The organism is Telluria sp. Soil_C_11 (assembly GCF_057657395.1).
Window position 1 is genome coordinate 91,219 of sequence record NZ_JBDGIN010000007.1, and the last position, 22,282, is coordinate 113,500.

Below are 22,282 nucleotides of genomic sequence, written 5' to 3' on the forward strand. Positions count from 1 at the left end.
CCGGCTTGGGTTCCCGCCTTCGCGGGAACGACGAAGAGGATTACAGGTCGAGCACCAGCACCGGGCTGGTGGCGCGCGAGACGCAGGCCGTCAGGAACTGGCCGTGTTCGTCGTCGCCGAGGATGTAGTCGCGGTGGTCGACTTCGCCCTCGAGGTAGCGGATCTTGCAGGTCGCGCATAGGCCGGCCTGGCACGAGGTCTCGATGCGGATGTCGTTCTGTTCGAGCACGTCGGCGATGCTGCGGTCCGGCGGCACTTCGAACATGGCGCCGGTGCTGGCGATCTTCACCATGAAGGCGCCCGGTTCCAGGGCCTGCGCGTTCGGGGCCGGCTCGGGCGCCTTGAAGTGCTCGAAGTGGACGGTGCCGGCCTGCCAGTGGCTGGCGGCTTCCGCGCAAGCCTTCATGAAACCGGCCGGGCCGCAATAGAACAGGTGCGTTCCCTCCTCCGGCTCACGCAGGAGGCCCGCGATGTCGAGGCCCTGCTCCGGCTTGCCGTGGTCGAAGTGGTGGACCAGCTTCCCGTGCGTCCAGGCGATGCCGAGTTCTTCCCTGAACGCGGCGCAGCCGGGATCGCGGGCGCAGTAGTGCAGTTCGAAGGGCACGCCTGCCGCGTCGAGCGCATGCGCCATCGACTTCAGCGGCGTGACGCCGATGCCGCCGGCCAGCAGGATCGCCTTTTTCGCCCCGGGCGCCAGGGCGAAGTTGTTGCGCGGCTGGCTGACGGTCGCCAGGTCCTGCACCCGCAGCGCGTCATGCAGGGCCTTCGAGCCGCCGCGTCCCTTCTCGTCGCGCAGCACGGCGATCACGTAGCGGTGCCGCTCGGCCGGCGAATTGCACAGCGAGTACTGGCGCGTCATCCCGTTCGGCAAATGGATGTCGATGTGGGCGCCGGCGCTGAACGGCGGCAGTTCCTTGCCCTGCGGGTGCACCAGCTCGTACGAGTTGATGCCGCTCGCTTCGAAGCGGATCTGGCGCACCAGCAGCGATAGCCTGGCCTGGTCGCGGCTGATGATGTGGGTCTGGGTCATTTCCATGGCAGTCTCCGGCCGCGTTTACTTTTTGGTCGACTGTTCCAGCTCGTCGAACTGCTGGCGCACGAAGGCGGCGCGTTCGTCGCCCTTCATGCTTTCGCTCTGGGTCAGGATGGCGACGATCTGGCGCGTCACGTGCCGGCGGCGCGCCACTTCTTCCTCGACGGTCTCGCCTTCCGGCACCTCCAGCACGTTGCCGGAGCAGTAGCTGTTCGGCGCGCCGGCGTTATCGCGCAGCCACTGCGCGAATTCCCGCGGGCCGGCGGCCGGGTTGCTGCCGCGGACGGCGTCGCGCAGCATCTTCCGGAACAGGAACACGCCGGCGTCGAACTTGGTCGGGTTCTCCAGCGCGTGGACCGCGATCGGGCGCTGGCTGATGATGGCTTCGTAGTCGCCGGGCGCGTACTGGCACTCCTTGTAGTGATGGCGCGCGCGGTGGTCGGACGGGATCGGCGGCATGTCTTCGAGCTTGTACTTGCCGAAGCGCTCGGGGCGGCGCATCGCCACCTGGCCTTCGAGGAAGTCGATGGTCTCGTAGCCGACCATGTCCTTGCGGCCGATGCCGCGGGTGTCGATGCCCGGTCCCATCACACGCCAGCCGATCATCTTCGAGTTCACGTCGTCGACCGGCACGGTCCAGCGGATGATGTGGAAGCGGCTGAACAGCTTCTTGTTCGAGCCGTCTTCCGACGTGTAGGCGTGCAGGCTCAGGTTCGGCAGCACCTGGTGCTGGACGCGCACGAACAGCTTGTCCTTGTTCACGCGGCGGGCGCCGGCGCAGGCCAGGCCGCGGCCGCCGTGAACGGGGATGAACTGCATGTCCGGCGCGACTTCCATCGAGGCGGCGCCGACTTCGTCGAAGGTCGTGCCCTGGAACTGCTTGTTGACGACGTTCTTGGCGGCGTGCAGCGCGGTCGGGTGGAAGTTGTCGGCGGCGTTGTCCTGCACCTGCAGCCAGTTACAGTGCTGGAAGTTACTGTAGGGGACCAGCTCGTCGCCTTCGGCCACCGTGAAGTTGCCCTCCCATTCCGGGAACGGCGGCTCGTCCTCCGGCGGGCCCATGTAGGCGAACACCAGGCCGTGGCGCTCGAAGGCTTTGTAGGCGCCCTGCTTGATGGAGCAGGCGTACTTCTCGGCTTCCTTTTCCTCGCCCTTCGGGAAAGGCACGTGCAGGCAGGTGCCGTCGACGTCGAACACCATGCCGTGGTAGCAGCACATGATGCCCTTTTCCTGGATCGCGCCATATTCCAGCGAGGCGCCGCGGTGCACGCAGTGGGCGTGCAGCAGGCCGACGCGGCCCGAACCGTCGCGGAAAGCGACCAGCTCTTCGCCCAGGATCTTCAGGAAGTGCGGGGTGTCGGTCAGCTCCATCGACATGCAGACCGGATGCCAGAAGCGGCGCATGTATTCGCCCATCGGGGTGCCGGGGCCGACTTCGGTCAGTTCCGGATCGTGGCCGGGGATCTTGTTGGCGTAGTAGCCGCCGAAGGGAATCAGCTTCTTGACGACCGGCTGGCCGGCTGCTTCTGCGGTCTTGTCGCGGGTGTTCATCTGTTGTCTCCTCTGGAAAAGTTGGCCGCCTGGCTTATCTTTCGCACTCCGTATTCTGTATACAGAGTGCTTGGGCAAAATTTTTTGCGCTCGGCTGGATGGGGCGTTACTTCGTATCCTTCCGCCTCCCGCCTGCGCTTCGTATTCTGTATACAGAGTACAGTGTTAGCGAATCGGCGCACGATGTCAATGATTTTTTTGTTCCGTGCGCCGCCGATCCACCCGGTCCGGAATCTCTTGTGACTTCGAGTCGGCCTCACGTATACTGAATACAAAGGTGACCATATGCTCAACAAACTATCAAAAATCCAGGTACGCCCCGACCTCGTCGACCAGGTCTACGAGTCCCTGCTCGACGCCATCAGCGACGGCTCGCTGCCGCCGGGCACCCGCATCACGCAGGAAGAGATCGCCGAGCAGATGAACGTCTCGCGCTCGCCGGTGCTGCAGGCGCTGCGCCTGCTGAAAAAGGACGGGCTGGTGAAGGACGCGCCGGGCCGCGGCCTGCTGGTCGCGGAGCTGGATCCGCAGTGGATCGGCAACCTGTACCAGGTGCGCGGCGCCCTCGACACGCTGGCGGCGAAGCTGGCCGCCGAACGCAGGGCGACCGTCGACCCGGCCATCATCGCCGCCGGACGCAAGGCCGCGCGCGGCAAGGACGTCAAGGCGATGATCGATGCCGACGTCGCCTTCCACATGGCGATCTACCAGGCGTCCGGCAATCCGCTGATCTTCGAGACTACCCAGTTCCACTGGGTGCACCTGCGGCGCGTGATGGGCGCCGTGCTGCAGTTGGCCATGCAGCGCGAGTCGATCTGGGACGAGCACGAGGCGATGGCGAAGGCGATCGCCGAGGGCGATGTCGCGCGCGCGGCGGAGATGTCCGAGCATCATGCGATGGAAGCGCGGCAGAATCTGGTGGCGCGCTTGAACGAGGTGTTGAGCCACCAGGTGGCGTGAGCGGCACTGCGCTTCCTGACCCCGGCTCAGCGAGGGGCGCTGATGAAGCGAAGATGGTCGATCGCGAAGACGTTGCCCTGCGCTGCCGCTTTTTCGTACCAGCTCAGGGCTTTCTCCATGTCCTTCGCGACAGACACACCGTTTCCTATCTCGCGCCTTGAGAGATCTGCGCTATCGGCTCGCCGAGTTCTGCCGCCTCGAATTCCAGCGCCAGAGATCGACGCCGTACGTCTTCAGTCTCGGCATACTTGCCCAAGAAAACACCCAGTTGGAAACGCGCCTTCGCGCTGACGTCGAGGGCCGCTTTGGCCAGCTTGGGCACCAGCCTCCCACCCGGCAGCTCCAGCTTCCAGAAATATTTTATCAAGGTCCACATGGCGACCGGCCGGCTCCCGATCTTGCCTGGCAGGTAGCGGCAGGCCCGAAAGGCGGCGAGCGACAGCTTCGACAAGATGCGGGTCATGGTGTACACAGTCCATCCTTCATCAGGAAGATTCCCCGATCATCATGCCCGGCGAGGGTAACAGCGTCAATCGATGCATCTTTTGGGGCGCGTGGCCAAAGCAGCGCAGCGCCACGGCGAAGCGGCTCACACGCTATCGCTGAAGTTCATTCGCCGCCGTCGCTGTCCCCGGCGTAGAACGCGTCGCCGATCTCGAAGAAGTGCCCGCCCGCCACGTAATGGATGCTGCGCTTGCCGCCCGCCTCCACCTTCCAGTGCGCGCCGTCGAACACGTCCGGGTCGGCCCAGGCGGCGACCACCTCGCCGAGGAACAGGTCGTAGGCCTGCTGGATGTGCGGCTCAGGAATCAGCCGGCATTCCAGCCAGCCCAGGCATCCTTCCACCAGCGGCGCCTTGACGACGGAGCCCGCGGCGGTGGCGATGCCATGGGCAGCGAATTTGTCGACCTCGCTGCCCGAGGTGTTGCCGACATCGACGGTCAGGCGCGCCAGTTCGCGCGACGGGATGTTCAGCACGAACTCGCCCGAGGCTTCGACCAGCCCGCGCGTGAAGGTCGACTTGTCGATCACCACCGCCACCTTGGGCGGATCGAAGTCGAGCGGCATCGACCACGCCGCCGACATGATGTTGGACCTCCCGCCATGGTGGCTGGTGACGATCACGGTCGGGCCGTGGTTCATCAGGCGGTAGGCTTTGCTCAAATCGACCGGAACGCGTCCGCTCATCGTGCACCTCCGTGAAAGCGGCCGCGTACCCGCATCAGTGCGCCGGCATCACCAGCAACTGCAGCCCGGAAGGCGTCTGCGCCGCATGGTAGACGCGCTGGGTCGCGGCCTTGAAGTCTTCCGGCCTGGCCTTCGGGATCGCGGTGAAGGTCTGCGGGTTCAGGTCGATCAGCGGGAACCAGGAACTCTGCACCTGCACCATGATGCGGTGGCCGCGCCGGAAGGTGTGGTTGACGTCGCCCAGATGGTAGCTGATCGCCTCGATCCTGCCCGGCACGAATGGCTCCGGCTTCTCGAAGCTGTTGCGGAACTTGCCGCGCAGCGGGTTGCCGCGCACCAGTTGCTGGTAGCCGGCCAGGCTCGGAAGCGGCGCGCCGACGTCCTTGCCGCGCGCCGGACGTTCGCCTTCCGGGTACTCGGCCGGATAGACGTCGATCAGCTTGACGACCCAGTCGGCGTCGGTGCCGGTGGTCGACACGAACAGCTTCGGCGTGACCGGGCCGGCGATGGTGACGTCGTCTTCCAGCACTTCGCTCTGGTAGACCAGCACGTCCGGCCGGGTGGCGGCGAAGCGCTGGTCGGACACCATGTACTCCTGCGGCACGCCGGTCGATGCGTAGCCGATGTAGGGCACCGGCTTGTTCGGGTCGGACACGTACTCGTCATATTCCGCGCCCGATGACGGTTCGGTCCAGCTCAGCTTTCCGCCCGGCGCGAAGTACAGCGTGCGCGGCTTCGCCGGCGCCGGCGGCCAGGACGTGTACTGGCGCCAGACGTTGGAGCCGGTCTCGAACACGGTCACTTCGGCGATCGCCCTGGCCGGCTTCACGCCCTTCAGGTGCTGCTCGAAGAACGGGAACTGGATCTGGGTGCGGAAGTACTCGCCGGTCTTGCTGTCGAAGCGCACCTGGCCGAGCTGCTGGCCGTCGTAGCGCGCCCAGCCGCCGTGCACCCAGGGTCCCATCACCAGGCCGCTGAAGGTGGCCGGGTTGTACTTCTTGACCGCGTGGTAGGTGGTGAACGGGCCTTGCGGATCCTCGGCGTCGAACCAGCCGCCCACGGTCAGCACGGCCGCCTTGACGCCCTTCAGGTGGCGCGAGATGTCGCGCGTCTGCCAGAACTGGTCGTAGGTATCGTGCTCGATGGTCGGTGCCAGGTAGGCGCGCTGGCTGTCGGTCAGCGTGCCCAGGATGTTCGGCATGGTCCGATGCTTCAGGAAGAAGTCGTAGGCGTCGGCGGCGCCGTAGTCGAAGCGCTCGCGGTTCTTCGGGCCCGCGGTCGGGTTCTGCTGCTCGACGAAGTTGGCGTAGAAGCCGAAGTTTGCCGCCAGCATGAACGCGCCGCCGTGGTAGGAGTCGTCGCCCATGTACAGGTCGGTCACCGGCGCCTGCGGCGAGGCCGCCTTGATCGCCGGGTGCGAGTCGATGATGCTGGCGGACGTGTAGAAGCCCGGGTAGCTGATGCCGTAGATGCCGGCCTTGCCGTTGTTGTTCGGGACGTGCTTGAGCAGCCATTCCATGGTGTCGACCATGTCCTGGCTTTCCTGGCCCTCGCCGGCCGCGCGCTGGGCGTTCAGGTGCGGCGTCATCTCCACCCACTTACCCTCGGACATGTAGCGGCCGCGCACGTCCTGCTTGACAAAGATGTAGCCGGCGTCCTCGAATTCCTTCGACGGCCCGATCGACGCCGGGAACCAGTCCTCGCCGTAGCGCAGCTCGCCGTCCGCGTACACGCCCGCGCTGTACGGCGTACGGTTGATCAGGAAGGGATAGCTCTTCGAGCCGTCCTTCGGCACGTAGACCACCGTGAACAGCCGGGTGCCGTCGCGCATCGGGATGCGGTATTCGTACTTGGTATAGCTGGCGCGCAGGTCGCGCTGGGCGGCCGGCGCATCGGCGGCCGCATCGCTTGCATTCGCGGCGGCGCCGGTCGCGGCAACGGCGCCGGCGGCGGCGAACGCGAGGGCCAGCGACAGCGCGAGGATCGGGAGAGGACGGCGGGGCATGTGGCTCACGGGCTTCCTTGTCGGAAAGATAAAGCCGCCAGTATAAGCACGCCGCAGGGGATTTGTCAGTATTGCCAGGGCCATGCCGGCCCCGGCGATTTGTGACTGGGCGTCAAAAATACTTCGACAAATAAAAGGCGCCAGAATCCGGGAACACGGTGGCGACCCGCAGGCCGCGCAAACGCGGCAGCAGGCTGGCGATGCCGGCCGTGACGCAGCCGCTCGAACCGCCCGCCAGGATGCCCTCCTCGCGCGCCAGCCGATGGCACCAGGCCAGCGCATCCTGGTCCGCCACCTGCACCACGTCGTCCACCACGGCCGGGTCGAAGCTGGTGGACGGCTGGCGCTTGCCGACGCCTTCGATTTTCGTGCCGAACGGTTCTTCGGCCGGACGGTCGGTCACCAGCTTGCGGTAGGCCGAGCCCCGCGGCTCGACGCCGATCACGCGCACGCGCGCGTCGCGTTCCTTCAGGTAGCGGCCGATGCCGGAGATGGTGCCGCCCGAGCCGATGCCGCACACGAACACGTCGATCTCGCCGGCCAGCTGGCGCCACAGCTCTGGGCCGGTATCGCGGTAATGGGCTTCGCGGTTCAACGCGGTGCAGTACTGGTCGAGATAGTAGGCGTCGTGCTCGCGGGCCAGGCGCTCGGCCACGGCGTGGTAGCCGTCGCCGGCATTGCCCCCGTTGTCCGGCGCACACGGGTGCACGGTGGCGCCGTAGGCCTTGATCCGCTTGATCTTCTCGCAGCTGGTGGTATCGGGCACGGTGACGTCGCAGCGCAGGCCCAGCACCGCGCTGGCCATGGCGAGCGCGGCGCCGGTGTTGCCGGACGAGCTTTCGACGACGTGCGTACTGCCCGGCGGCATGTGGCGCAGCATGTGACGCACCATGCGGTCCTTGATGCTGCCGCCCGGATTCATGTACTCCAGCTTGGCGACCACGTCGGCGCCGGAAAAGACGCGTCCGAGCCTGACCACGGGCGTTTCTCCGATCGCCTCCATGACGGAACTTCTGACTTGAGATTGCACGGCTGTCCTTTCTCTGAAGTTTCTATAAAGAAAGGCTAGCACGTAAAAATTTTGCGTGGCGCAAGATTGCAAACAATGGTGCGCGGCACGTCACACTTGGCGCGCCTGCACGCAGCACACCGCCTGCGGCAAATTCCCGCCTCTTATACAATCGATATCAGGCGGGACGGCCGCGCTGTCCCGGGTTTGAACCAATCTGGAGAACGAGCATGTCGGGTTACAGCATCAACATTGAAGAAAAAACGCTAGCAGGCAATAACTTCCGCGAAGTCCTGTACACGACCCAGCGCAGCCAGCTGGTCATCATGACCCTGCAGCCCGGCGAAGAGATCGGCATGGAACACCACACGGGCCATGACCAGTTCATCCGCGTCGAGGCCGGCACCGGCGTCGCCATCCTGGACGGCGAGGAGCATCAGCTGGAAGACGGCGTGGCGGTGGTCATCCCGGCCGGCACCGAGCACAACGTGATCAACAAATCGCAGACCGAGCCGATGCGCCTGTACACGCTGTACACGCCGCCCGAGCACCCGGACGGCATCGTGCACGCCACCAAGGCCGAGGCCGACGAGTACGAGAAGCATCACCACGAAGAGTAATCGCCGCCCGGCCGCGGCAGCCGGCCCCTGCTAGCCTTTGCAGGCGAAGCCGAAGCGGGTCATTTCGCAGCCGCGCTGCAGGCACTGGCGCTCGTCGTAGCCATGGGCGCGGCACTGCATCAGCGTCTCCTCGCGGCGCTGGCGGGCCGACGGTTCGCGCTCGGCCTGCGCGGCACGGGCCTCGGGCTTCGCACGCTTCCTGGCGTGGCTGCGCTGGCGCTTCGCCGGGCTGGCGGCCGGTTCGTCCGCGACCGGCACCGCCACCACCTTCCTGTCCACCCCTTCCACCGATGACCCGGCCTCCGGCGTTTCCCGCGCGGCCGGACGGCTGCCGGCTGTCGTCTCCGATGTGGCGGCGGAATCGCCGCCCGCCGCGGCCGTCGATGGACCTGACACGCCGCCGCTCGCGTCCACGCCCGCCGTGTTAAGCGTCCCGCCTGACGGCGATGCGGCAGGCGGTGGCGCCGTGCCTGCCGCCGCCGGGAGCGCGGCGTTGGCCGAATCGCCGGGCGTCGCCGACAGCGCAGCGTTGGCGGAATCGCCGGGCGCCGCCGGATTGCCACTGGCCGGCAAGGCAGGCGTGGTCCGGACGAGCGCCGGCTGTGCAGGCGCCGACACGCTTGCCGGCGCCGGCGCCGCGGACGGATTCGTGTTCGCCACCACGACCAGCGCCCCCTCCACCTCGCTTTGCTGGTACAGCCAGAAGCCGCCACCGGCCAGCAGGGCCAGCAGCACGCCGGCCGCACCCCAGGCACCGATGCGGCGCGACCAGCGGCCGCTCCATTCCGACCGGCTGTTCAGCGCGGCATCGCGCGCCAGGCGTTCGGTGAGCCAGTCCGGATCGCCGCCCATCCCTGGCCGCGGCATCGTCGCGTCGATTGGGTTCTGCTGGGATGCATGGCCCTCGGGTTCGGCAAACACGTGCGTGCCCGGCGGCGGCGTAATGTGGATCGGGTCGGTCAGTACCGGATGCGCAGCGGCGGGACGAGGGGCCGCTGCCTGCGCCGGCTCCGCCAGATCCGCGGATGCGGGGGCCATGGCCGGCGGCGCCGGTTCGGCCGCGATGGGCCGGCTCCGCGGCGCAGGCTCGGCGGCGATGGGTTGACGCGGCGCCGGCGGCGCGGGGGCTTGCGGGACCAGCGGTTCCGGCGCCGGCGCCTGTGGCGCAAGTGCTTCCGGCGCAGGAGCGGATGCGCCGAACTTCCGCCGATGCAGCGCGTCCGCGGCCGAGAACTGCCTGCGCGGCGTCCGCTCGCCATCGGCGACTGGCTGGGGCTGGGGCTGCGGCGGCGATCCGGGCGCTTTCGGCTCCGGCCCGGGCGCGCTGGCTTGCCGCTGCGGCGCTGTCGACGCTGTCGGCGCTGGCGGGGATGACGGCGGGCCCGGTGCACGGGACGTGGCCGGCTCCACTGCCGGGATGCGTGGCGGCGGCGCTTCCGCCAGCGCCTGCTGGGGGCGATGCCAGACCGCCGGGCGCGACGGCGCCATTGCTTCGGTCCGGCCTGTCGCCGGCGCCGTCGCTGTCGCCGCTGCCATGGGCGCGGCCGGTTCGCCAGGTGCAGCCGCTGCGGCTGGCGTAGCCGGTGAAGGCGGTGCAGCGGGTGAAGGCGGTGCAGCGGGTGCAGCGGGTGCGTTCCGTACCGCCTGCGCAGCGTGCACCGGCGGCGCAGGCTGCTCGGCCGGCGGCACGGCAGCGCCCGGCAGTGGCACGGCAGGCGCCGAGCTGTTTTCGTTGAGGTCCTGCAGTAGTTGGGTCTTCATGGGGCAGTCGAATCGCTTTTGCGTTCCGGCCCCCCAGTTTACCGAATCCCCCGCCAGACCGGAGCGCGCCTGAATGCCGGCGTCCCCCGAACCCGGCCTTGCCTCACGGGCCTACAGTGCGATCGCCACCTGCATCGGCGCCTGGCGCAGCGCAGGCAGCGCCACTTCCAGCAGGCGTTGTTTGGCATCCCAGCGGAATGCCAGGGCCTTGCCGCCCACCTGCACGGCACGCGGCTTGCGCGCCACATTGTGCACCTTCAGCGCGAAGCTGTGCGGCGCAGCGGCGTAGGCGGTGCCGGTCTCCGGCTGCAGGCCGATTTCCAGCCTGTCGCCGTCGGCCCGGCTGGTAAAACGCACCAGCTCGTATTTACCGGCCGCGAAGGCGTTCGGGGTCCTGCCGTCGTCGTCGTACAACTCGCCTTTCGACGACGCGACCGTCGCGTCGTGGTAATAATGCAGGTCGAGGGCGCGGGTCGAATAGTCGCGCGTGCTCTGCACCACCTTGGCCAGCGGCACGAAGGCGCCGGCGCGCACATAGGTCGGGATGTGGCCGGGCACGGTCGCCACCACTTCGGTGATACCGCCGCGGTGCGGCTGGTCGTCGTAGAAATCGAACCAGACGCTGCCTTTGTCGGGGAAGTGGACTTCCTTGCGCGCGGCGCCCGGCTCGACCACCGGCGCCACCAGGAAGCTCGGCCCCCACAGGTAGGTCGACGAGATCGCCGACGCGCCCTCCTCGTTCGGCTCTTCGAACAGCATCGGACGCATCATCGGCATGCCGGTGCGGCTGTTCTCGAAGGCGATCGTGTAGTTATACGGCAGCATCGCATAGCGCAGGCGCACGGCGTCGCGTGCCAGCGCCATCGTCTTCGGCGCGCGGAATACCGGCTCGGCCGCCACCTCTTCCTGGGCGTGCGGACGGAATACCGGCTGGAACACGCCGTACTGCAGCCAGCGTACGTACAGCTCGTCGTCCAGCACCGCGCCGGCAAAGCCGCCCAAGTCGGAGTGCATCCAGGCCTGGCCCTGCATGCCCATCTGCAGCGAGATTTCCATCTGCGACTGCAGCCCGCCCCAGCCGCGGCTGACGTCGCCGGACCACGGGATCATGCCGAAGCGCTGCGAGCCCGAATAGCCCGAGCGCATCAGGATGAAGGGACGCTCGTCCGGATAGTCGCGCGCATAGCCGTCGTGGATCATGCGCGCCCATTCGTGGCCGTAGATATTATGGACCTGGTCGGCGCTGCCGGCCGCGTGCTGCGCCTCGGCCGGATGCACTTCCGGCTCGCCCAGGTCGCCCCACCAGCCGGCCACGCCGCCTGCTTTCAGGCCCTTGTAGATCTTCCAGAACCAGTCCTTCGCCTCCGGCTTGAAGACGTCGACCAGGCCGGTGTTCCCGAAGTAGAAATCGTAGGTGAAGGGCTTGCCGTCCTTGCCGGTCGCCAGCACGTCCTTCCGCACCGCCTCGTTCCAGCGCTGCGAGGTGGTCAGGATGAAGGGTTCGGTGATCAGGACCGTCTGCACGCCCTTCTGCTTGAAATCCGCCATCATCTTTTCGGCGTGCGGGAAGCTGTCGCGGTCCCAGGCCAGGTTGCCCATGGTGCCCTTGACGGTCTTGCCGAACCAGTACAGGTCGAGCACGATGGCGTCGAGCGGAATGCCGTCGGCGATGAACTTGTCGACGACGGCGCGCGTTTCGGCCTCGTCGTGGTAGCCGAAGCGGCTGGCGAAGTTGCCGAACGCCCAGCGCGGCGGCAGCGGCTGGCGCCCGGTCAGGCGGGTATAGCCGTCCATGATCTGGGCCCAGTCGTCGCCGGCCACCACCTGGTAGGTCTTCGGACCGCCGATGGTCTCGAAGCGCAGGGTGCCGTCCTTGCGGCTGTCCAGGTCGAGGTAGCCGGCCTGCGGGTTATCGAAGTGGATCGCGTAGCGCTTCGAGGACAGCGCCATCGGGATGCCGTAGCCCATCTGCTCGGCGTGGCTGCTGAAACCGTAGGACGCCTTGTTATACAGCGGGAAGCGGTAGCCGCGGCGGTTCATGCCGACCGCGCGCGAGCCGGCGCCGTACAGCGCTTCGCCGCCCTCGACCGCGAATTCGATCGACTCGAACCTGTCGCCGTGCGCGTAGCCGCGCTTCTCGGCCACCAGCGGCTTGCCCTTGTAGCTGTAGCCGATGCGGAACGGCGACTTCTCGATCGTCACGGCGATGCCGTCCGTGGCCAGGACGATGCGCCCAGCTTCTTCCTTCACCTGCACCGGCACCCGGGCGGGAGCCAGCACCACGGCATGCGAGGCGGCCAGCGGCTTGCCCTCGTCCGCGGCCGGCACGAAGCTGGTCTCGACGATGTTCGGCGCGTAGGGCCTGATCAGGTAGCGGCCATCGCTGGTGGCGATCTCGAAGCCCTGGCCATCCGCGTTCCTGAAGCCGAGGAAGTGGCGGTCGGCGTTCTGGGCCTGGGCGAAGGGACTGGCGGCAAGGGCGGCGGCGGCCGCGAAAATGGTGAACTTCATGGTCTCGTTGTCGTGGTCTTGATCGTTAGTTGGCGCTGGGGCCGCAGGCAGGAGGATGCCAGAAAACTGGATGGCTGAGGTAGTAAATTTACACAAAAATCCAGCCCATCCAGCGAATTGCTTGTTCGCGCCGTCTACAGCCGGCCGTAGTTTAACTACTAACAGCCCGAAATCGGAAGATGCTCACGCAACGTAAAACACCTCTCCCTGCGCCCGGAACGGCAGGCGCCGGCCCTGGGGCAACAGGAAGGCATGGTCCATCGCGGTCGCCAACTTGTCCTCGCACTCGCCGTCGGTGATCACCAGCAGCGGACCTGCGCGCGGAAACTCGCCACGCCCCGCCAGCTCGCGCAAGCAGGCGAGGCCCGGCTGCAGGACGGTGCCGCCGCGTCCATGTACACGGTAGCGCTCCAGCAGCCTTTCCGGTTCGATCCAGCCGCAATCGTAAGCGGCCGCATCGCAGCACACCAGGCGAACGGCGGCGACCTCGCGGGCCAGCGCATAGCTGGCGATCGCGCCCAGCGCCTTGCCCAGGATGGCCGGATCCATGGACCCGGAAGTGTCCAGCAGTACACCGAATACGCGGCTGGCGCGCGTCTCCTCGTCCGGACGGGCCGCCGATGGGCGCGGGATGTCGGGGGTCGCGGACTGGCGGCGCGACGGCCGCGCATAACTGCGGCGCTGCTCCGGCGCCGGGAAGCGTTCGTCGAACCAGTGCGCGAGCCGCACGTCCCAGGGGATCGGCGGCTGGCTCAGGCTGCGGATTTCCTCGGCCAGCCCGGCCGGCACCGTGCCGCGGCCGCCGATCGTCGCGAAGCGCTCGTAGCCTTGCGCGAGGGCCCGCCGGCAATACGTTTCCGCATCCACGAACACACTGCCCTCGTCGCTGCCGATCAGGTCCGGGGCGCCCGGTCCACGCAGCGTCGCCAGCTTGCGCGCACGCCGCAGGTCGGTCGCCAGGCGGTCGTAGATCTCTTCCGCGGCCTGCCCTGCGAAGCCGGCGTCATGCAGCACGCCGATCGACGGCGGGACGCCAAGGCGCATCTCGACCAGCCAACCGTTGATCGCAAAGTCGCAGGCAATATTCCACAGCAGCGGGTCGCGTCCGTGCCGCCGCGACGCATGGTTCAGACCCGCGTGCAGAAGCTCGTGCGCGAACACGAACAGGCACTCGTCGTCGTTCAGCGGCGCGGCCGGGTTCATCCAGATGCGCCGCACGCCCACGTCGATCGCTGCCACGCGCACGTCGTTGCGCTGACAGGAGCGCAAGTCATCGTCGACGTCGAAGCTGGCGGCGAGCGCGCCGAGCAGCGGGTAATGGTCGATCAGGCGGCGGCGGGCCCGTTGCGCGCGGCTGGCCTGACCCGTGGCTGTCCCGGTGGCCGTGCCCGACGCGACCTCCAGCGCGCGGCCGACGCCGAGTGCGATCCCGTCTGCAAACAACTCGCGCCAATCGATGCGCTTGCGCCAGGCCGGCGGCGCCTCGTCGAACTCGCAGAACAGCCCGCCGTCGCGTGCGACGCCGGCATGCCAGGCACGCAGCGCCGGCGCACAGCCGTCCACGCAAAACTGGCGCAGCAAGCCTTCGGCGCCGCCGGCGGGCATCTCGTGCGCTGGATACTGCAGCGATTCCGGCAGCGTGCCGAGCCTGACTTCGTCGCAGAAGCGGTCCGCCACCAGGAAACTGGCGGTCTCCCACAAGGCATGCGGTTCCTGGCGGCGCACCAGGCCGAAACCCAGGCAGGCAAGCAGCACGCCCATGACGCGCGCCCACTCCTCGGCCGTGGCATGGCGGCTCGCGTGCAGAAAGATCGTGCCCTGGGGCGTGACGGCCGCCCAGGCGCTACCCGTGACGCGGCGCTCGCCGGAATCGACGATCAGGGTCGCCTCTTCGGCGAGATGGCCGAACACGGCGTGCGCCTTCACCAGCCGCCATCCTTCGTCACGGGCCTGGGCGGCGATGGCGCCCGCCTTCGCGCTCCGCTTGCGGCTCATGCGCGCACCTTGTCGCGACCGGCCAGGCGCGGCAGGTCGCGGGCCACCTCCACCAGGAACCACGAGGGCAGCCGTTGGCCCTGCTCGTCCTCGCCCATCACCGATTGTGCGATTTCGACGCTGATGCGCGCCAGGTCGCGAAGCATGTCCTTGGCGCGCAACGCCAGCGCCTGCTGCTGGGGACGCGCCACCGCCTCGTCCTGCGGCAGCTCCTTGCGCAGGTGGGCACGGAAGGACTGCGCGAGGAAATACAGCACGTCACGGTCCGACGGACCCGCCGGCCAGCCCGCGTCCCCCTTCAGGATCGCGTGAAGGGCGTGCTTCTGGTGCACCTGCCTGAGGTAGCCCTTGAAGTGCGCCGCATGGGCCGGCGACAGCAGCCCGTAGGCGAGCGCTTCGACCATCTCGTCCTTGACGCCACTCCCGAACGAATGCAGCGCGTCCGGCAGCATATGCCAGCTGCGTGGCGTCGAGAACGGTTCCTCGTGCTTCGGCGGTTCGCTCCACAGGTGGTCGGGGCGCATCCCGATATACTCCAGCACCCATGGGTGGATGCCGCCTTCCTGCGCCGCCCAGGCCAGCCACTGGCGGTGGTCGGCGCGCAGGTGGATGTGGGCGAGCCGGTTCACCAGCGCCGACGGCATCGGCTTGACGATGGCCGCATCCTTGGCGCGGTTGCCGGCGCCGATCACGACAGTACCCGGCGGCAGCCGGTATTCGCCGACACGCTGTTCCAGGATCAGCGAATAGAATGCCTTCTGGATTTCGTGCGAGGAGGCGTTCAATTCGTCGAGGAACAGCACGAAGGGCGCGTCGCGCACGATGCTGGCCGGCGGATAGAAGCGGGAGCAGTCGCCGTCGATACGCGGGATGCCGAGCAGGTCTTCGGGCGCAAGCTGGCTGCCGAGCAGCGAGACGCATTCCATGCCGACGGCGCCGGCGAAGCGCTGCACGAGCGCGCTCTTGCCGATGCCCGGCGCGCCCCAGATGAAGACCGGCCGCACGACGGCCACGTGCAGCAGGAAGTCGATCGCCTGCTGCTGGTTGAGTTCAATTGCGGTTTGCATGTTTATCCTTTGATGCAGATGACCTGGTGCAGCGTATGCACCACCTCGACCAGGTCGGACTGGTGCGCCATCACTGTGTCGATATCCTTGTAGGCGGCCGGGATCTCGTCGACGACCCCGCCGTCCTTGCGGCATTCGATGCCTTCCGTCTGCGCGGCCAGGTCGAAGCGGTCGAAGCTGCGCCTGGCCTCGCTCCGGCTCATGCGGCGTCCGGCGCCATGCGAGCAGGAGCAGAACGAGTCCGGATTGCCCTTGCCGCGCACGATGTAGCTGCGCGCCCCCATGCTGCCGGGAACGATGCCTAGTTCGCCGGCGCGCGCCGAGATCGCCCCCTTGCGCGTGACGTACAGGCGTTCGCCGCCGTGCGTCTCGCGCGCCACGTAGTTGTGATGGCAGTTGATCGCTTCCCCGTCCAGCCGGAATGGCGGAACGTGCCGCGCCAGCGCATCGAGCGCGCGGCGCATCATTTCGCGCCGGTTCAGCATTGCGTAGTCCTGGGCCCAGTCGACCGCTTCCACGTAGTCGTCGAACAGGGCCGAACCCTCGCTGAAGTAGGCCAGGTCGCGGTCCGGCAGATGCACCTGGTGGCGCTGCATGTCCTTGCGTGCCGCCGCGATGAAGTAGCGCCCGATCGCATTGCCGACTCCGCGCGAGCCGGAGTGCAGCATGACCCACACGCGCTGTTCCCCGTCGATGCAGACCTCGACGAAGTGGTTGCCGCCTCCGAGCGTGCCGAGCTGGCAGATCCAGGTCTGCGCGAACTTCTTCTGCATCTTCATGATGCCGGCGTGCTTGGCGACGATGCGGTCGAGGCGGTCGTTGAGCGGCCTGCCGGCACGCGCGTGGCTCGATCCGCGCACCTTGTCCCAGGCATGCTGGGCGAAGCCGACCGGCACAGCGGCCTCGATGGCAGCCCGCACCCGCGCCAGATTGTCGGGCAACTGGCTCGCCGTGAGCGTAGTGCGGACGGCGTTCATGCCGCAGCCGATGTCGACGCCGACCGCCGCCGGGATGACCGCCGCACGTGTCGGGATCACGCTGCCGACCGTGGCGCCGATGCCGGCATGGACGTCCGGCATGGCCGCGACATGGGGGTGGACGACGGGCAGGCTGGCGATGTTCAGCAATTGCTGCAAGGCCGCGTGGTCGATGTCGTCCGTGTAGATGTGCACAGGGACTCTTCCCTTGTGCAGGGTGTTAAGGATGGGCATAACTTTCCTTGATGGTTCGTTATGCCGGTGTTTTGCTGGCGGTCGAAAGCCCGCAAAAACAAAACCCCGGCAAGTATCCTCGCCGGGGTTCGAAGGAAAGTCCGGCTCGGAGCGGCATGGTTGCCAGCCCCGAGCGGCAATGCGCTGGGGCTATCTGTGCTGCGCTATGCGCTGCGTTAGGTTGATAGCCGTACGTGGCATGCCCGTTCCTTTCCTTGAAAATTGGTTGATCGAATGATGAGAAGCGATTCTGAACGCCGTCGCGCAACGATGTCAAGATTTCATCGTTAATCGGAATATAACTGTTGCATTAAATGCACAGCCGTCCCTGAATAAGTAAACGGCTTGTCAAGGGAAGCGCCAGACGTATCCAGCGCGCGATTGCTGCCGGCAAGCCTGAAAGCTGATCAGGTATCATCGTCCCAGCCGCATCATTTTGACGCACAGCCCCACAACGCCAACGGACGCCAAGCATGAAACAAAAGATGAGGATCGCCACCTTCAACGTCAACGGCATCAACAGCCGCCTCCCCGCCCTGCTCCAATGGCTGGAAGAGACCCAGCCGGACGTCGCCTGCCTGCAGGAGCTGAAGGCGCCGCAGGAGAAATTCCCGGAGATGGAGATCCGCGCCGCCGGCTACTGCCCCATCTGGCACGGGCAGAAGAGCTGGAACGGCGTGGCGATCCTGGCGCGCGGCGTCGAGCCGCAGGAGATCGGGCGCGGCCTGCCGGGCGATCCGGCCGACGAGCAGAGCCGCTACATCGAGGCGGCGGTGAACGGGATCCTGGTCGGCTGCCTCTACCTCCCGAACGGCAATCCGGCGCCGGGGCCGAAGTTCGAATACAAACTGCGCTGGTTCGAGCGCCTGCACGCGCGCGCCCAGGAGCTGATCGACACCGGCGCGCCGGTGGTCCTGTGCGGCGACTACAACGTCATGCCGACCGAGCTCGATGTCTACAAGCCGGAGCGCTGGCTCGACGACGCCCTGTTCCGTCCCGAGACCCGGGCCGCCTACCGCAAGCTGCTCGACCAGGGCTGGCTGGATGCCCTGCGCGAAACGCATCCGGATGAAGTCATCTACACTTTCTGGGATTACTTCCGCGACGCCTACGGCCGCAACGCCGGCCTGCGCATCGACCACCTGCTGCTCAGCCCAGCGCTGGCGCCGAAGCTGAAGGCCGCCGGCGTCGACCGCGAGGTGCGCGGGCGCGAGAAGCCGAGCGACCATGCGCCGACCTGGGTCGACCTCGATTGGCCGTGAGCGCGGGCGGGTCAGCGCGGCGTCCTGGGCTCCACCATCACCAAGCGCATCGCGCTGTCCGTGACGCTGTCGATATCCGGCGTATAGCCATCCTCGATCCAGCGCAGCGCCATGTGGATCACGCCGCCCACCACGCCGGCCTGCAATAGCGGATCGGGCGCCTCGCCCTCCGGTCCGGCGATGCGCGCGACTTCTTCGCCGATCGCGCGCAGCGAGGTGTCGAAGGCCTTCGCGACCGCGCGGCTGACGCCCCGGATCTCGACCAGGAACACGCGCGCCGAGCGCGGATCGCGCTGCAGGGCCGAAAAATAGGCCCGCAACATGGCGCGCGCACGTTCCGCGCGGGTGGCGCCGGCCTCGGCGCCCGATTTCCGGATCTCCGCGAACACTGAATAGGTGACCGCGTTGTAGGACGCGATCAGCAGGTCTTCGCTGTTGGCGAACGATTCGTAGAAATAACGCTCGGTGAGGCCGGCCGCTTCGCAGACCGCCTTGACGGTGGCCTGGCGATAACCGATCTCTCCATACACTTCGATGGCGGCCGCAATCAGCTGGCCGCGCCGCTGGGCGCGCCGTTCGTCCTGCGACACGCCCCGGTAGGGACGCGCTGGTTGGGTTTCTCGAGACATCCCTCTATTTTGGCACATAAGATTGTCAATATGGTTGAGACTTGGTTGCACTGGGTAAATTGACAATGTACAGTGTCACTCATAACTCCTAGAACCATGAGACACCATGCCCCCTCCTTCGAACGACGTGCTGGACGTGCTGATCGTCGGCGCCGGCCTGTCCGGCATCGGCGCGGCCTGGCACCTGCAGCGCCGCTGCCCCGGTAAGCGCTACGCCATCCTCGAAGCGCGCGACGCCATCGGCGGCACCTGGGACCTGTTCCGCTACCCCGGCGTGCGCTCCGACTCCGACATGTACACCCTCGGCTACGCGTTCCGCCCCTGGACCGCCGGCAAGGCGATCGCCGATGGCCCCGCGATCCGCGACTACATCCGCGACACCGCGCGCGACAGCGGCATCGACGCCCGCATCCGCTTCCGGCACAGGGTGGTCGCGGCGGCCTGGTCGAGCGAAGACGCCTGCTGGACCGTGCGGGCCGAGCATGACGGCGCCCCGGTGACGATCCGTACCCGCTTCCTGTACCTGTGCAGCGGCTACTACAGCTACGAGGAAGCCTACCGCCCTGTCTTCGAAGGCGAGGACGGCTACCTCGGGCGTATCGTCCAGCCGCAGTTCTGGCCGCAGGACCTCGACTATGCCGGCCGCCAGGTGGTGGTGGTCGGCAGCGGCGCCACCGCCGTCACCCTGGTGCCGGCGATGGCCGGGCAGGCCGGCCACGTCACGATGCTGCAGCGCTCCCCGACCTATGTCGTCAGCCGCCCGTCCGAATACGGCTTCGCGCGACGCTTCGGGCGCTGGCTGCCGGAGAAGATCGCGTACTGGGCCACGCGCTGGCGCGTAATTCTTGAATCCATGCTGCTGTACCGCGTCGCGCGCAGCAAGCCGGAACTGGCCAGGCAGAAGATCGTCGCGATGGCGCGCCACCAGCTCGGGCAAGGCTTCGATGTCGGCACCCACTTCACGCCCGACTACAAACCCTGGGACCAGCGTGTCTGCGTGGTCCCGGACGGCGACCTGTTCAAGGCGATCCGCAAGGGCAGCGCCTCGGTGGTCACCGACCACATCGAGCGCTTCACCGACACCGGCATCCGGCTGAAATCGGGCCGCGAACTGGCGGCGGACGTGGTCGTGCTGGCGACCGGGCTGAAGATCAAGGTGCTGGGCGGGATCGCGGTCACGGTCGACGGCAAGCCCTTCCAGGCCGGCGAGGCGATGTCGTACAAGGGAATGATGCTGAGCGACCTGCCGAACTGCGTGATGACCTTCGGCTATACCAACGCGTCCTGGACCCTGAAGGCCGACCTCACCGCCGCCTGGGTTTGCCGGCTGCTGCGCCACATGGACCGCAAGGGCGTGGCCATCGCGGTGGCGCGCCGCGAAGCCGGGGTCGCGCCGGAACCGTTCCTGAACTTCACCTCCGGCTACGTGCAGCGGGCACAGGGCGAACTGCCGCAACAGGGTGCGCGCCGCCCGTGGCAGGTCTACCAGAACTACCTGCAGGACATGATCACCATCCGCTACGGCCGCATCGCAGACGGCGTCATGCACTTCGCCGCAGCCAGCGCCGACAACAAAGGAGCCTTGCCTTGAACCTCGCCAACCGCGTTGCCGTGATCACCGGCGCCGGCAGCGGCATCGGCCGCGCCACCGCACTCGCCATGGCCCGCCGCGGCTGCCACCTGGCGCTGGCCGACATCGACCTGGCCGCGGCCAGGGACAGCGCCGCCGATGCCCAGGCGCTGGGCGTGCGCGCCACCGCGCACCGCCTCGACGTGGCCAACCGCGCCGCCGTCGCCGATTTTCCGGACCAGGTGAAGAGCGCGCACCGGCGCGTCGACCTGGTGATGAACAATGCCGGCGTGGCCCTGGGCGGCACGTTCGAGCAGGTCAGCGAAGCGGACTTCGACTGGCTGCTGGAGATTAACTTCCATGGCGTGGTGCGGATGACGCGCGCCTTCCTGCCGCTGCTGCGCCAGTCGGACGATGCCCGCATCGTCAACGTCTCCAGCATCTACGGCATCATCACCCCGCCCGGCCAGGCCGCCTACGCGGCCAGCAAGTTCGCGGTGCGCGGCTTCTCCAATGTGCTGCGCCACGAGCTCGAGGGCAGCACGGTCGGGGTCTCGGTCGTGCATCCGGGCGGCGTCGCCACGGCGATCGCGAAGAACGCCCGCGTCCCTGCCGGCGCGCCGCCGGACGACGTCGAGCGCGGCCGCAGGACCATGGAAAAACTGCTGCGCATGCCGCCCGAACAGGCCGGCGAGATCATCGTGCGCGGCATCGAAAAGCGCCAGGCGCGGATCCTGGTGGGCCGCGACGCCAAGGCCGCCGCCTTCCTCGAACGCCTCTCCCCGGTCGGCTACTGGAACTTCCTGAAGAAAGCGATCAAGCGATGACTTCTTTCCTGACGATTGCCGGCACCCTCGCCGGCCTGGTGTTCGTGTGCGCCGCCATCCTGGTCCTGTTCACCCTGTACACCGCGCGCAAGGTCGAAGCCCTGGTGCCGTCGAAGGGGCGCTTCGTCGACGTGCCGGGCGCGCGCCTGCACATCCGCGATTTCGGCGAGCAGCGCGCGGACGCGCCGGCGATCCTGATGATCCACGGCCTGGCCGGCCAGCTTTCGCACTACACCTACGGCGTGGCCGGGCGCCTGGCGCAGCGCCACCGCGTCGTGGTGCTCGACCGCCCCGGCTCCGGCTACTCGACCCGCGCGCCCGGCACGCCGGCCGACCTGTCGACCCAGGCGGCCTCGATCGCGGCCCTGATCCGCACGCTCGGCCTGGGCCCGGCCTTCGTGGTCGGCCACTCGCTGGGCGGCGCGGTCGCGCTGGCGCTGGCGCTGGAGCACCCGGAGCAGGTCGCCGGCCTGGCCCTGCTGGCGCCGCTGACCCACATGCGCGACGACGTGCCGCCGGTGTTCAAGGGATTGACCATCCGGTCGCCGCTGCTGCGCAAGCTGGTCGCCTGGACCCTGGCGATCCCGGCCTCGATCAAGAACAGCCGGCCGACCCTGGAAGTGGTGTTCGGCCCGGAACCGGTGCCGAAGGATTTCGCGATCAGGGGCGGCGGCCTGCTCAGCCTGCGCCCCTCGGCCTTCCTGTCGGCCTCCAGCGACTTGCAGGCCCTTCCGGACCACCTGCCGCGCGTGCAGGCGCGCTACCCCGAACTGCGCCTGCCGGTGCATGTACTGTACGGGAAGGATGACCGCATCCTCGACTGGAAAGCGAACGGCCAGGCGCTGGTCGACAAGGTGCCGGGCGCGCGGCTGGAGTTGATCGAGGGCGGGCATATGCTGCCGGTGACGCAGCCCGAGGTTACGGCGGAGTTCATCGAGGCGGCGGTGGCGTCTTCGTCCGCCGACACGGCAAAAGACGCCGCCGCCGGCTGATTAGATTACCGTCATTCCCGCGAAAGCGGGAATCCATGCCGAGCAACCGGAGCCGCCATCGTGGGCACCGTCGCCGCACCTCCGACGTACC

At 67.7% G+C, this 22,282-nt stretch carries 19 protein-coding genes; 6 read left to right on the forward strand and 13 right to left on the reverse strand.

Annotated features, from left to right (window positions below; all coding sequences use genetic code 11):
* Positions 1-40 precede the first annotated feature (40 nt).
* Positions 41-1,036 carry a PDR/VanB family oxidoreductase gene (locus AC3A6M_RS13635; RefSeq protein ID WP_487853254.1) on the reverse strand — a complete coding sequence of 332 codons (996 nt, stop codon included), beginning with the start codon at positions 1,034-1,036 and terminating at the stop codon, positions 41-43.
* Positions 1,037-1,054: 18 nt separating this feature from the next.
* On the reverse strand, positions 1,055-2,584 hold the full coding sequence (locus tag AC3A6M_RS13640; RefSeq protein ID WP_487853255.1) for a Rieske 2Fe-2S domain-containing protein: 1,530 nt from the start codon (positions 2,582-2,584) through the stop codon (positions 1,055-1,057).
* 285 nt (positions 2,585-2,869) lie between these two features.
* Here AC3A6M_RS13640 and AC3A6M_RS13645 point away from each other — a divergent pair, with 285 nt between their 5' ends.
* Entirely contained in the window at positions 2,870-3,544 is a 675-nt protein-coding gene (locus AC3A6M_RS13645) for a GntR family transcriptional regulator (protein WP_487853256.1), read from the forward strand.
* A 26-nt stretch (positions 3,545-3,570) separates the two neighbouring features.
* Here AC3A6M_RS13645 and AC3A6M_RS13650 read toward each other — a convergent pair whose 3' ends face one another.
* The 5 genes from AC3A6M_RS13650 to AC3A6M_RS13670 all read right to left on the reverse strand — a co-directional run bounded on the left by AC3A6M_RS13650 (position 3,571) and on the right by AC3A6M_RS13670 (position 7,740).
* On the reverse strand, positions 3,571-3,681 hold the full coding sequence (locus AC3A6M_RS13650; protein ID WP_487853257.1) for an SEL1-like repeat protein: 111 nt from the start codon (positions 3,679-3,681) through the stop codon (positions 3,571-3,573).
* An 8-nt stretch (positions 3,682-3,689) separates the two neighbouring features.
* Positions 3,690-4,016 (reverse strand): hypothetical protein, encoded by a 327-nt coding sequence (locus AC3A6M_RS13655; protein WP_487853258.1) that lies wholly within the window; start codon positions 4,014-4,016, stop codon positions 3,690-3,692.
* A 137-nt stretch (positions 4,017-4,153) separates the two neighbouring features.
* A complete protein-coding gene (locus AC3A6M_RS13660) occupies positions 4,154-4,732 on the reverse strand; it encodes a flavin reductase family protein (protein ID WP_487853259.1) in 579 nt (192 codons plus the stop codon).
* Between the two features lie 34 nt (positions 4,733-4,766).
* Positions 4,767-6,737, reverse strand: coding sequence for a CocE/NonD family hydrolase (locus tag AC3A6M_RS13665; protein WP_487853439.1), 1,971 nt, complete (start codon positions 6,735-6,737; stop codon positions 4,767-4,769).
* A 112-nt stretch (positions 6,738-6,849) separates the two neighbouring features.
* On the reverse strand, positions 6,850-7,740 hold the full coding sequence (locus AC3A6M_RS13670; RefSeq protein WP_487853260.1) for a PLP-dependent cysteine synthase family protein: 891 nt from the start codon (positions 7,738-7,740) through the stop codon (positions 6,850-6,852).
* A gap of 236 nt (positions 7,741-7,976) precedes the next feature.
* Between AC3A6M_RS13670 and AC3A6M_RS13675 the strand changes: the two genes are divergently transcribed.
* On the forward strand, positions 7,977-8,366 hold the full coding sequence (locus tag AC3A6M_RS13675) for a cupin domain-containing protein (protein WP_047825239.1): 390 nt from the start codon (positions 7,977-7,979) through the stop codon (positions 8,364-8,366).
* 30 nt (positions 8,367-8,396) lie between these two features.
* On the opposite strand, the gene AC3A6M_RS13680 is transcribed toward AC3A6M_RS13675, so the two are convergent.
* From AC3A6M_RS13680 to AC3A6M_RS13700, 5 genes are all read right to left on the reverse strand, one after another.
* Positions 8,397-9,404, reverse strand: a complete 1,008-nt coding sequence (locus AC3A6M_RS13680; protein ID WP_487853261.1) for a hypothetical protein — start codon at positions 9,402-9,404, stop codon at positions 8,397-8,399.
* Between the two features lie 834 nt (positions 9,405-10,238).
* Positions 10,239-12,638 (reverse strand): glycoside hydrolase family 31 protein, encoded by a 2,400-nt coding sequence (locus AC3A6M_RS13685; RefSeq protein WP_487853262.1) that lies wholly within the window; start codon positions 12,636-12,638, stop codon positions 10,239-10,241.
* 183 nt (positions 12,639-12,821) lie between these two features.
* Complete coding sequence (locus AC3A6M_RS13690; protein WP_487853263.1) at positions 12,822-14,696, reverse strand: vWA domain-containing protein; 1,875 nt, start codon at positions 14,694-14,696, stop codon at positions 12,822-12,824.
* The gene (locus AC3A6M_RS13695) at positions 14,630-15,700 is read right to left on the reverse strand and encodes an AAA family ATPase (protein WP_487853264.1); all 1,071 of its coding nucleotides are present in this window, start codon (positions 15,698-15,700) and stop codon (positions 14,630-14,632) included. The genes AC3A6M_RS13690 and AC3A6M_RS13695 overlap by 67 nt, the downstream gene beginning before the upstream one ends.
* Positions 15,701-15,702: 2 nt before the next feature.
* The gene (locus AC3A6M_RS13700) at positions 15,703-16,911 is read right to left on the reverse strand and encodes an RtcB family protein (protein ID WP_487853265.1); all 1,209 of its coding nucleotides are present in this window, start codon (positions 16,909-16,911) and stop codon (positions 15,703-15,705) included.
* A 485-nt stretch (positions 16,912-17,396) separates the two neighbouring features.
* On the opposite strand from AC3A6M_RS13700, the gene xth reads away from it, so the two are divergent.
* Entirely contained in the window at positions 17,397-18,173 is a 777-nt protein-coding gene (xth, locus tag AC3A6M_RS13705) for an exodeoxyribonuclease III (RefSeq protein ID WP_487853440.1), read from the forward strand.
* 11 nt (positions 18,174-18,184) lie between these two features.
* On the opposite strand, the gene AC3A6M_RS13710 is transcribed toward xth, so the two are convergent.
* Positions 18,185-18,802 (reverse strand): TetR/AcrR family transcriptional regulator, encoded by a 618-nt coding sequence (locus tag AC3A6M_RS13710; protein WP_487853266.1) that lies wholly within the window; start codon positions 18,800-18,802, stop codon positions 18,185-18,187.
* 106 nt (positions 18,803-18,908) lie between these two features.
* Here AC3A6M_RS13710 and AC3A6M_RS13715 point away from each other — a divergent pair, with 106 nt between their 5' ends.
* The 3 genes from AC3A6M_RS13715 to AC3A6M_RS13725 are packed head-to-tail and all read left to right on the forward strand — an operon-like array spanning position 18,909 to position 22,191.
* Complete coding sequence (locus tag AC3A6M_RS13715) at positions 18,909-20,393, forward strand: flavin-containing monooxygenase (RefSeq protein WP_487853267.1); 1,485 nt, start codon at positions 18,909-18,911, stop codon at positions 20,391-20,393.
* Positions 20,390-21,199, forward strand: coding sequence for an SDR family NAD(P)-dependent oxidoreductase (locus AC3A6M_RS13720; protein ID WP_487853268.1), 810 nt, complete (start codon positions 20,390-20,392; stop codon positions 21,197-21,199). The genes AC3A6M_RS13715 and AC3A6M_RS13720 overlap by 4 nt, the downstream gene beginning before the upstream one ends.
* A complete protein-coding gene (locus AC3A6M_RS13725) occupies positions 21,196-22,191 on the forward strand; it encodes an alpha/beta fold hydrolase (RefSeq protein ID WP_487853269.1) in 996 nt (331 codons plus the stop codon). Before AC3A6M_RS13720 ends, AC3A6M_RS13725 begins: the two co-directional genes overlap by 4 nt.
* The last annotated feature ends 91 nt before the right edge of the window (positions 22,192-22,282 follow it).

What these genes read in the sequence shown, in the direction of transcription:
- AC3A6M_RS13670 (WP_487853260.1), bottom strand. Translation starts at nt 7,740, where the DNA reads ATGGAGGCGATCGGAGAAACGCCCGTGGTCAGGCTCGGACGCGTCTTT.
- AC3A6M_RS13645 (WP_487853256.1), top strand. Translation starts at nt 2,870, where the DNA reads ATGCTCAACAAACTATCAAAAATCCAGGTACGCCCCGACCTCGTCGAC.
- AC3A6M_RS13710 (WP_487853266.1), bottom strand. Translation starts at nt 18,802, where the DNA reads ATGTCTCGAGAAACCCAACCAGCGCGTCCCTACCGGGGCGTGTCGCAG.
- AC3A6M_RS13665 (WP_487853439.1), bottom strand. Translation starts at nt 6,737, where the DNA reads ATGCCCCGCCGTCCTCTCCCGATCCTCGCGCTGTCGCTGGCCCTCGCG.
- AC3A6M_RS13635 (WP_487853254.1), bottom strand. Translation starts at nt 1,036, where the DNA reads ATGGAAATGACCCAGACCCACATCATCAGCCGCGACCAGGCCAGGCTA.
- AC3A6M_RS13680 (WP_487853261.1), bottom strand. Translation starts at nt 9,404, where the DNA reads ATGGCCCCCGCATCCGCGGATCTGGCGGAGCCGGCGCAGGCAGCGGCC.
- AC3A6M_RS13700 (WP_487853265.1), bottom strand. Translation starts at nt 16,911, where the DNA reads ATGCCCATCCTTAACACCCTGCACAAGGGAAGAGTCCCTGTGCACATC.
- AC3A6M_RS13675 (WP_047825239.1), top strand. Translation starts at nt 7,977, where the DNA reads ATGTCGGGTTACAGCATCAACATTGAAGAAAAAACGCTAGCAGGCAAT.
- AC3A6M_RS13640 (WP_487853255.1), bottom strand. Translation starts at nt 2,584, where the DNA reads ATGAACACCCGCGACAAGACCGCAGAAGCAGCCGGCCAGCCGGTCGTC.
- xth (WP_487853440.1), top strand. Translation starts at nt 17,397, where the DNA reads ATGAGGATCGCCACCTTCAACGTCAACGGCATCAACAGCCGCCTCCCC.
- AC3A6M_RS13715 (WP_487853267.1), top strand. Translation starts at nt 18,909, where the DNA reads ATGCCCCCTCCTTCGAACGACGTGCTGGACGTGCTGATCGTCGGCGCC.
- AC3A6M_RS13660 (WP_487853259.1), bottom strand. Translation starts at nt 4,732, where the DNA reads ATGAGCGGACGCGTTCCGGTCGATTTGAGCAAAGCCTACCGCCTGATG.
- AC3A6M_RS13695 (WP_487853264.1), bottom strand. Translation starts at nt 15,700, where the DNA reads ATGCAAACCGCAATTGAACTCAACCAGCAGCAGGCGATCGACTTCCTG.
- AC3A6M_RS13685 (WP_487853262.1), bottom strand. Translation starts at nt 12,638, where the DNA reads ATGAAGTTCACCATTTTCGCGGCCGCCGCCGCCCTTGCCGCCAGTCCC.
- AC3A6M_RS13725 (WP_487853269.1), top strand. Translation starts at nt 21,196, where the DNA reads ATGACTTCTTTCCTGACGATTGCCGGCACCCTCGCCGGCCTGGTGTTC.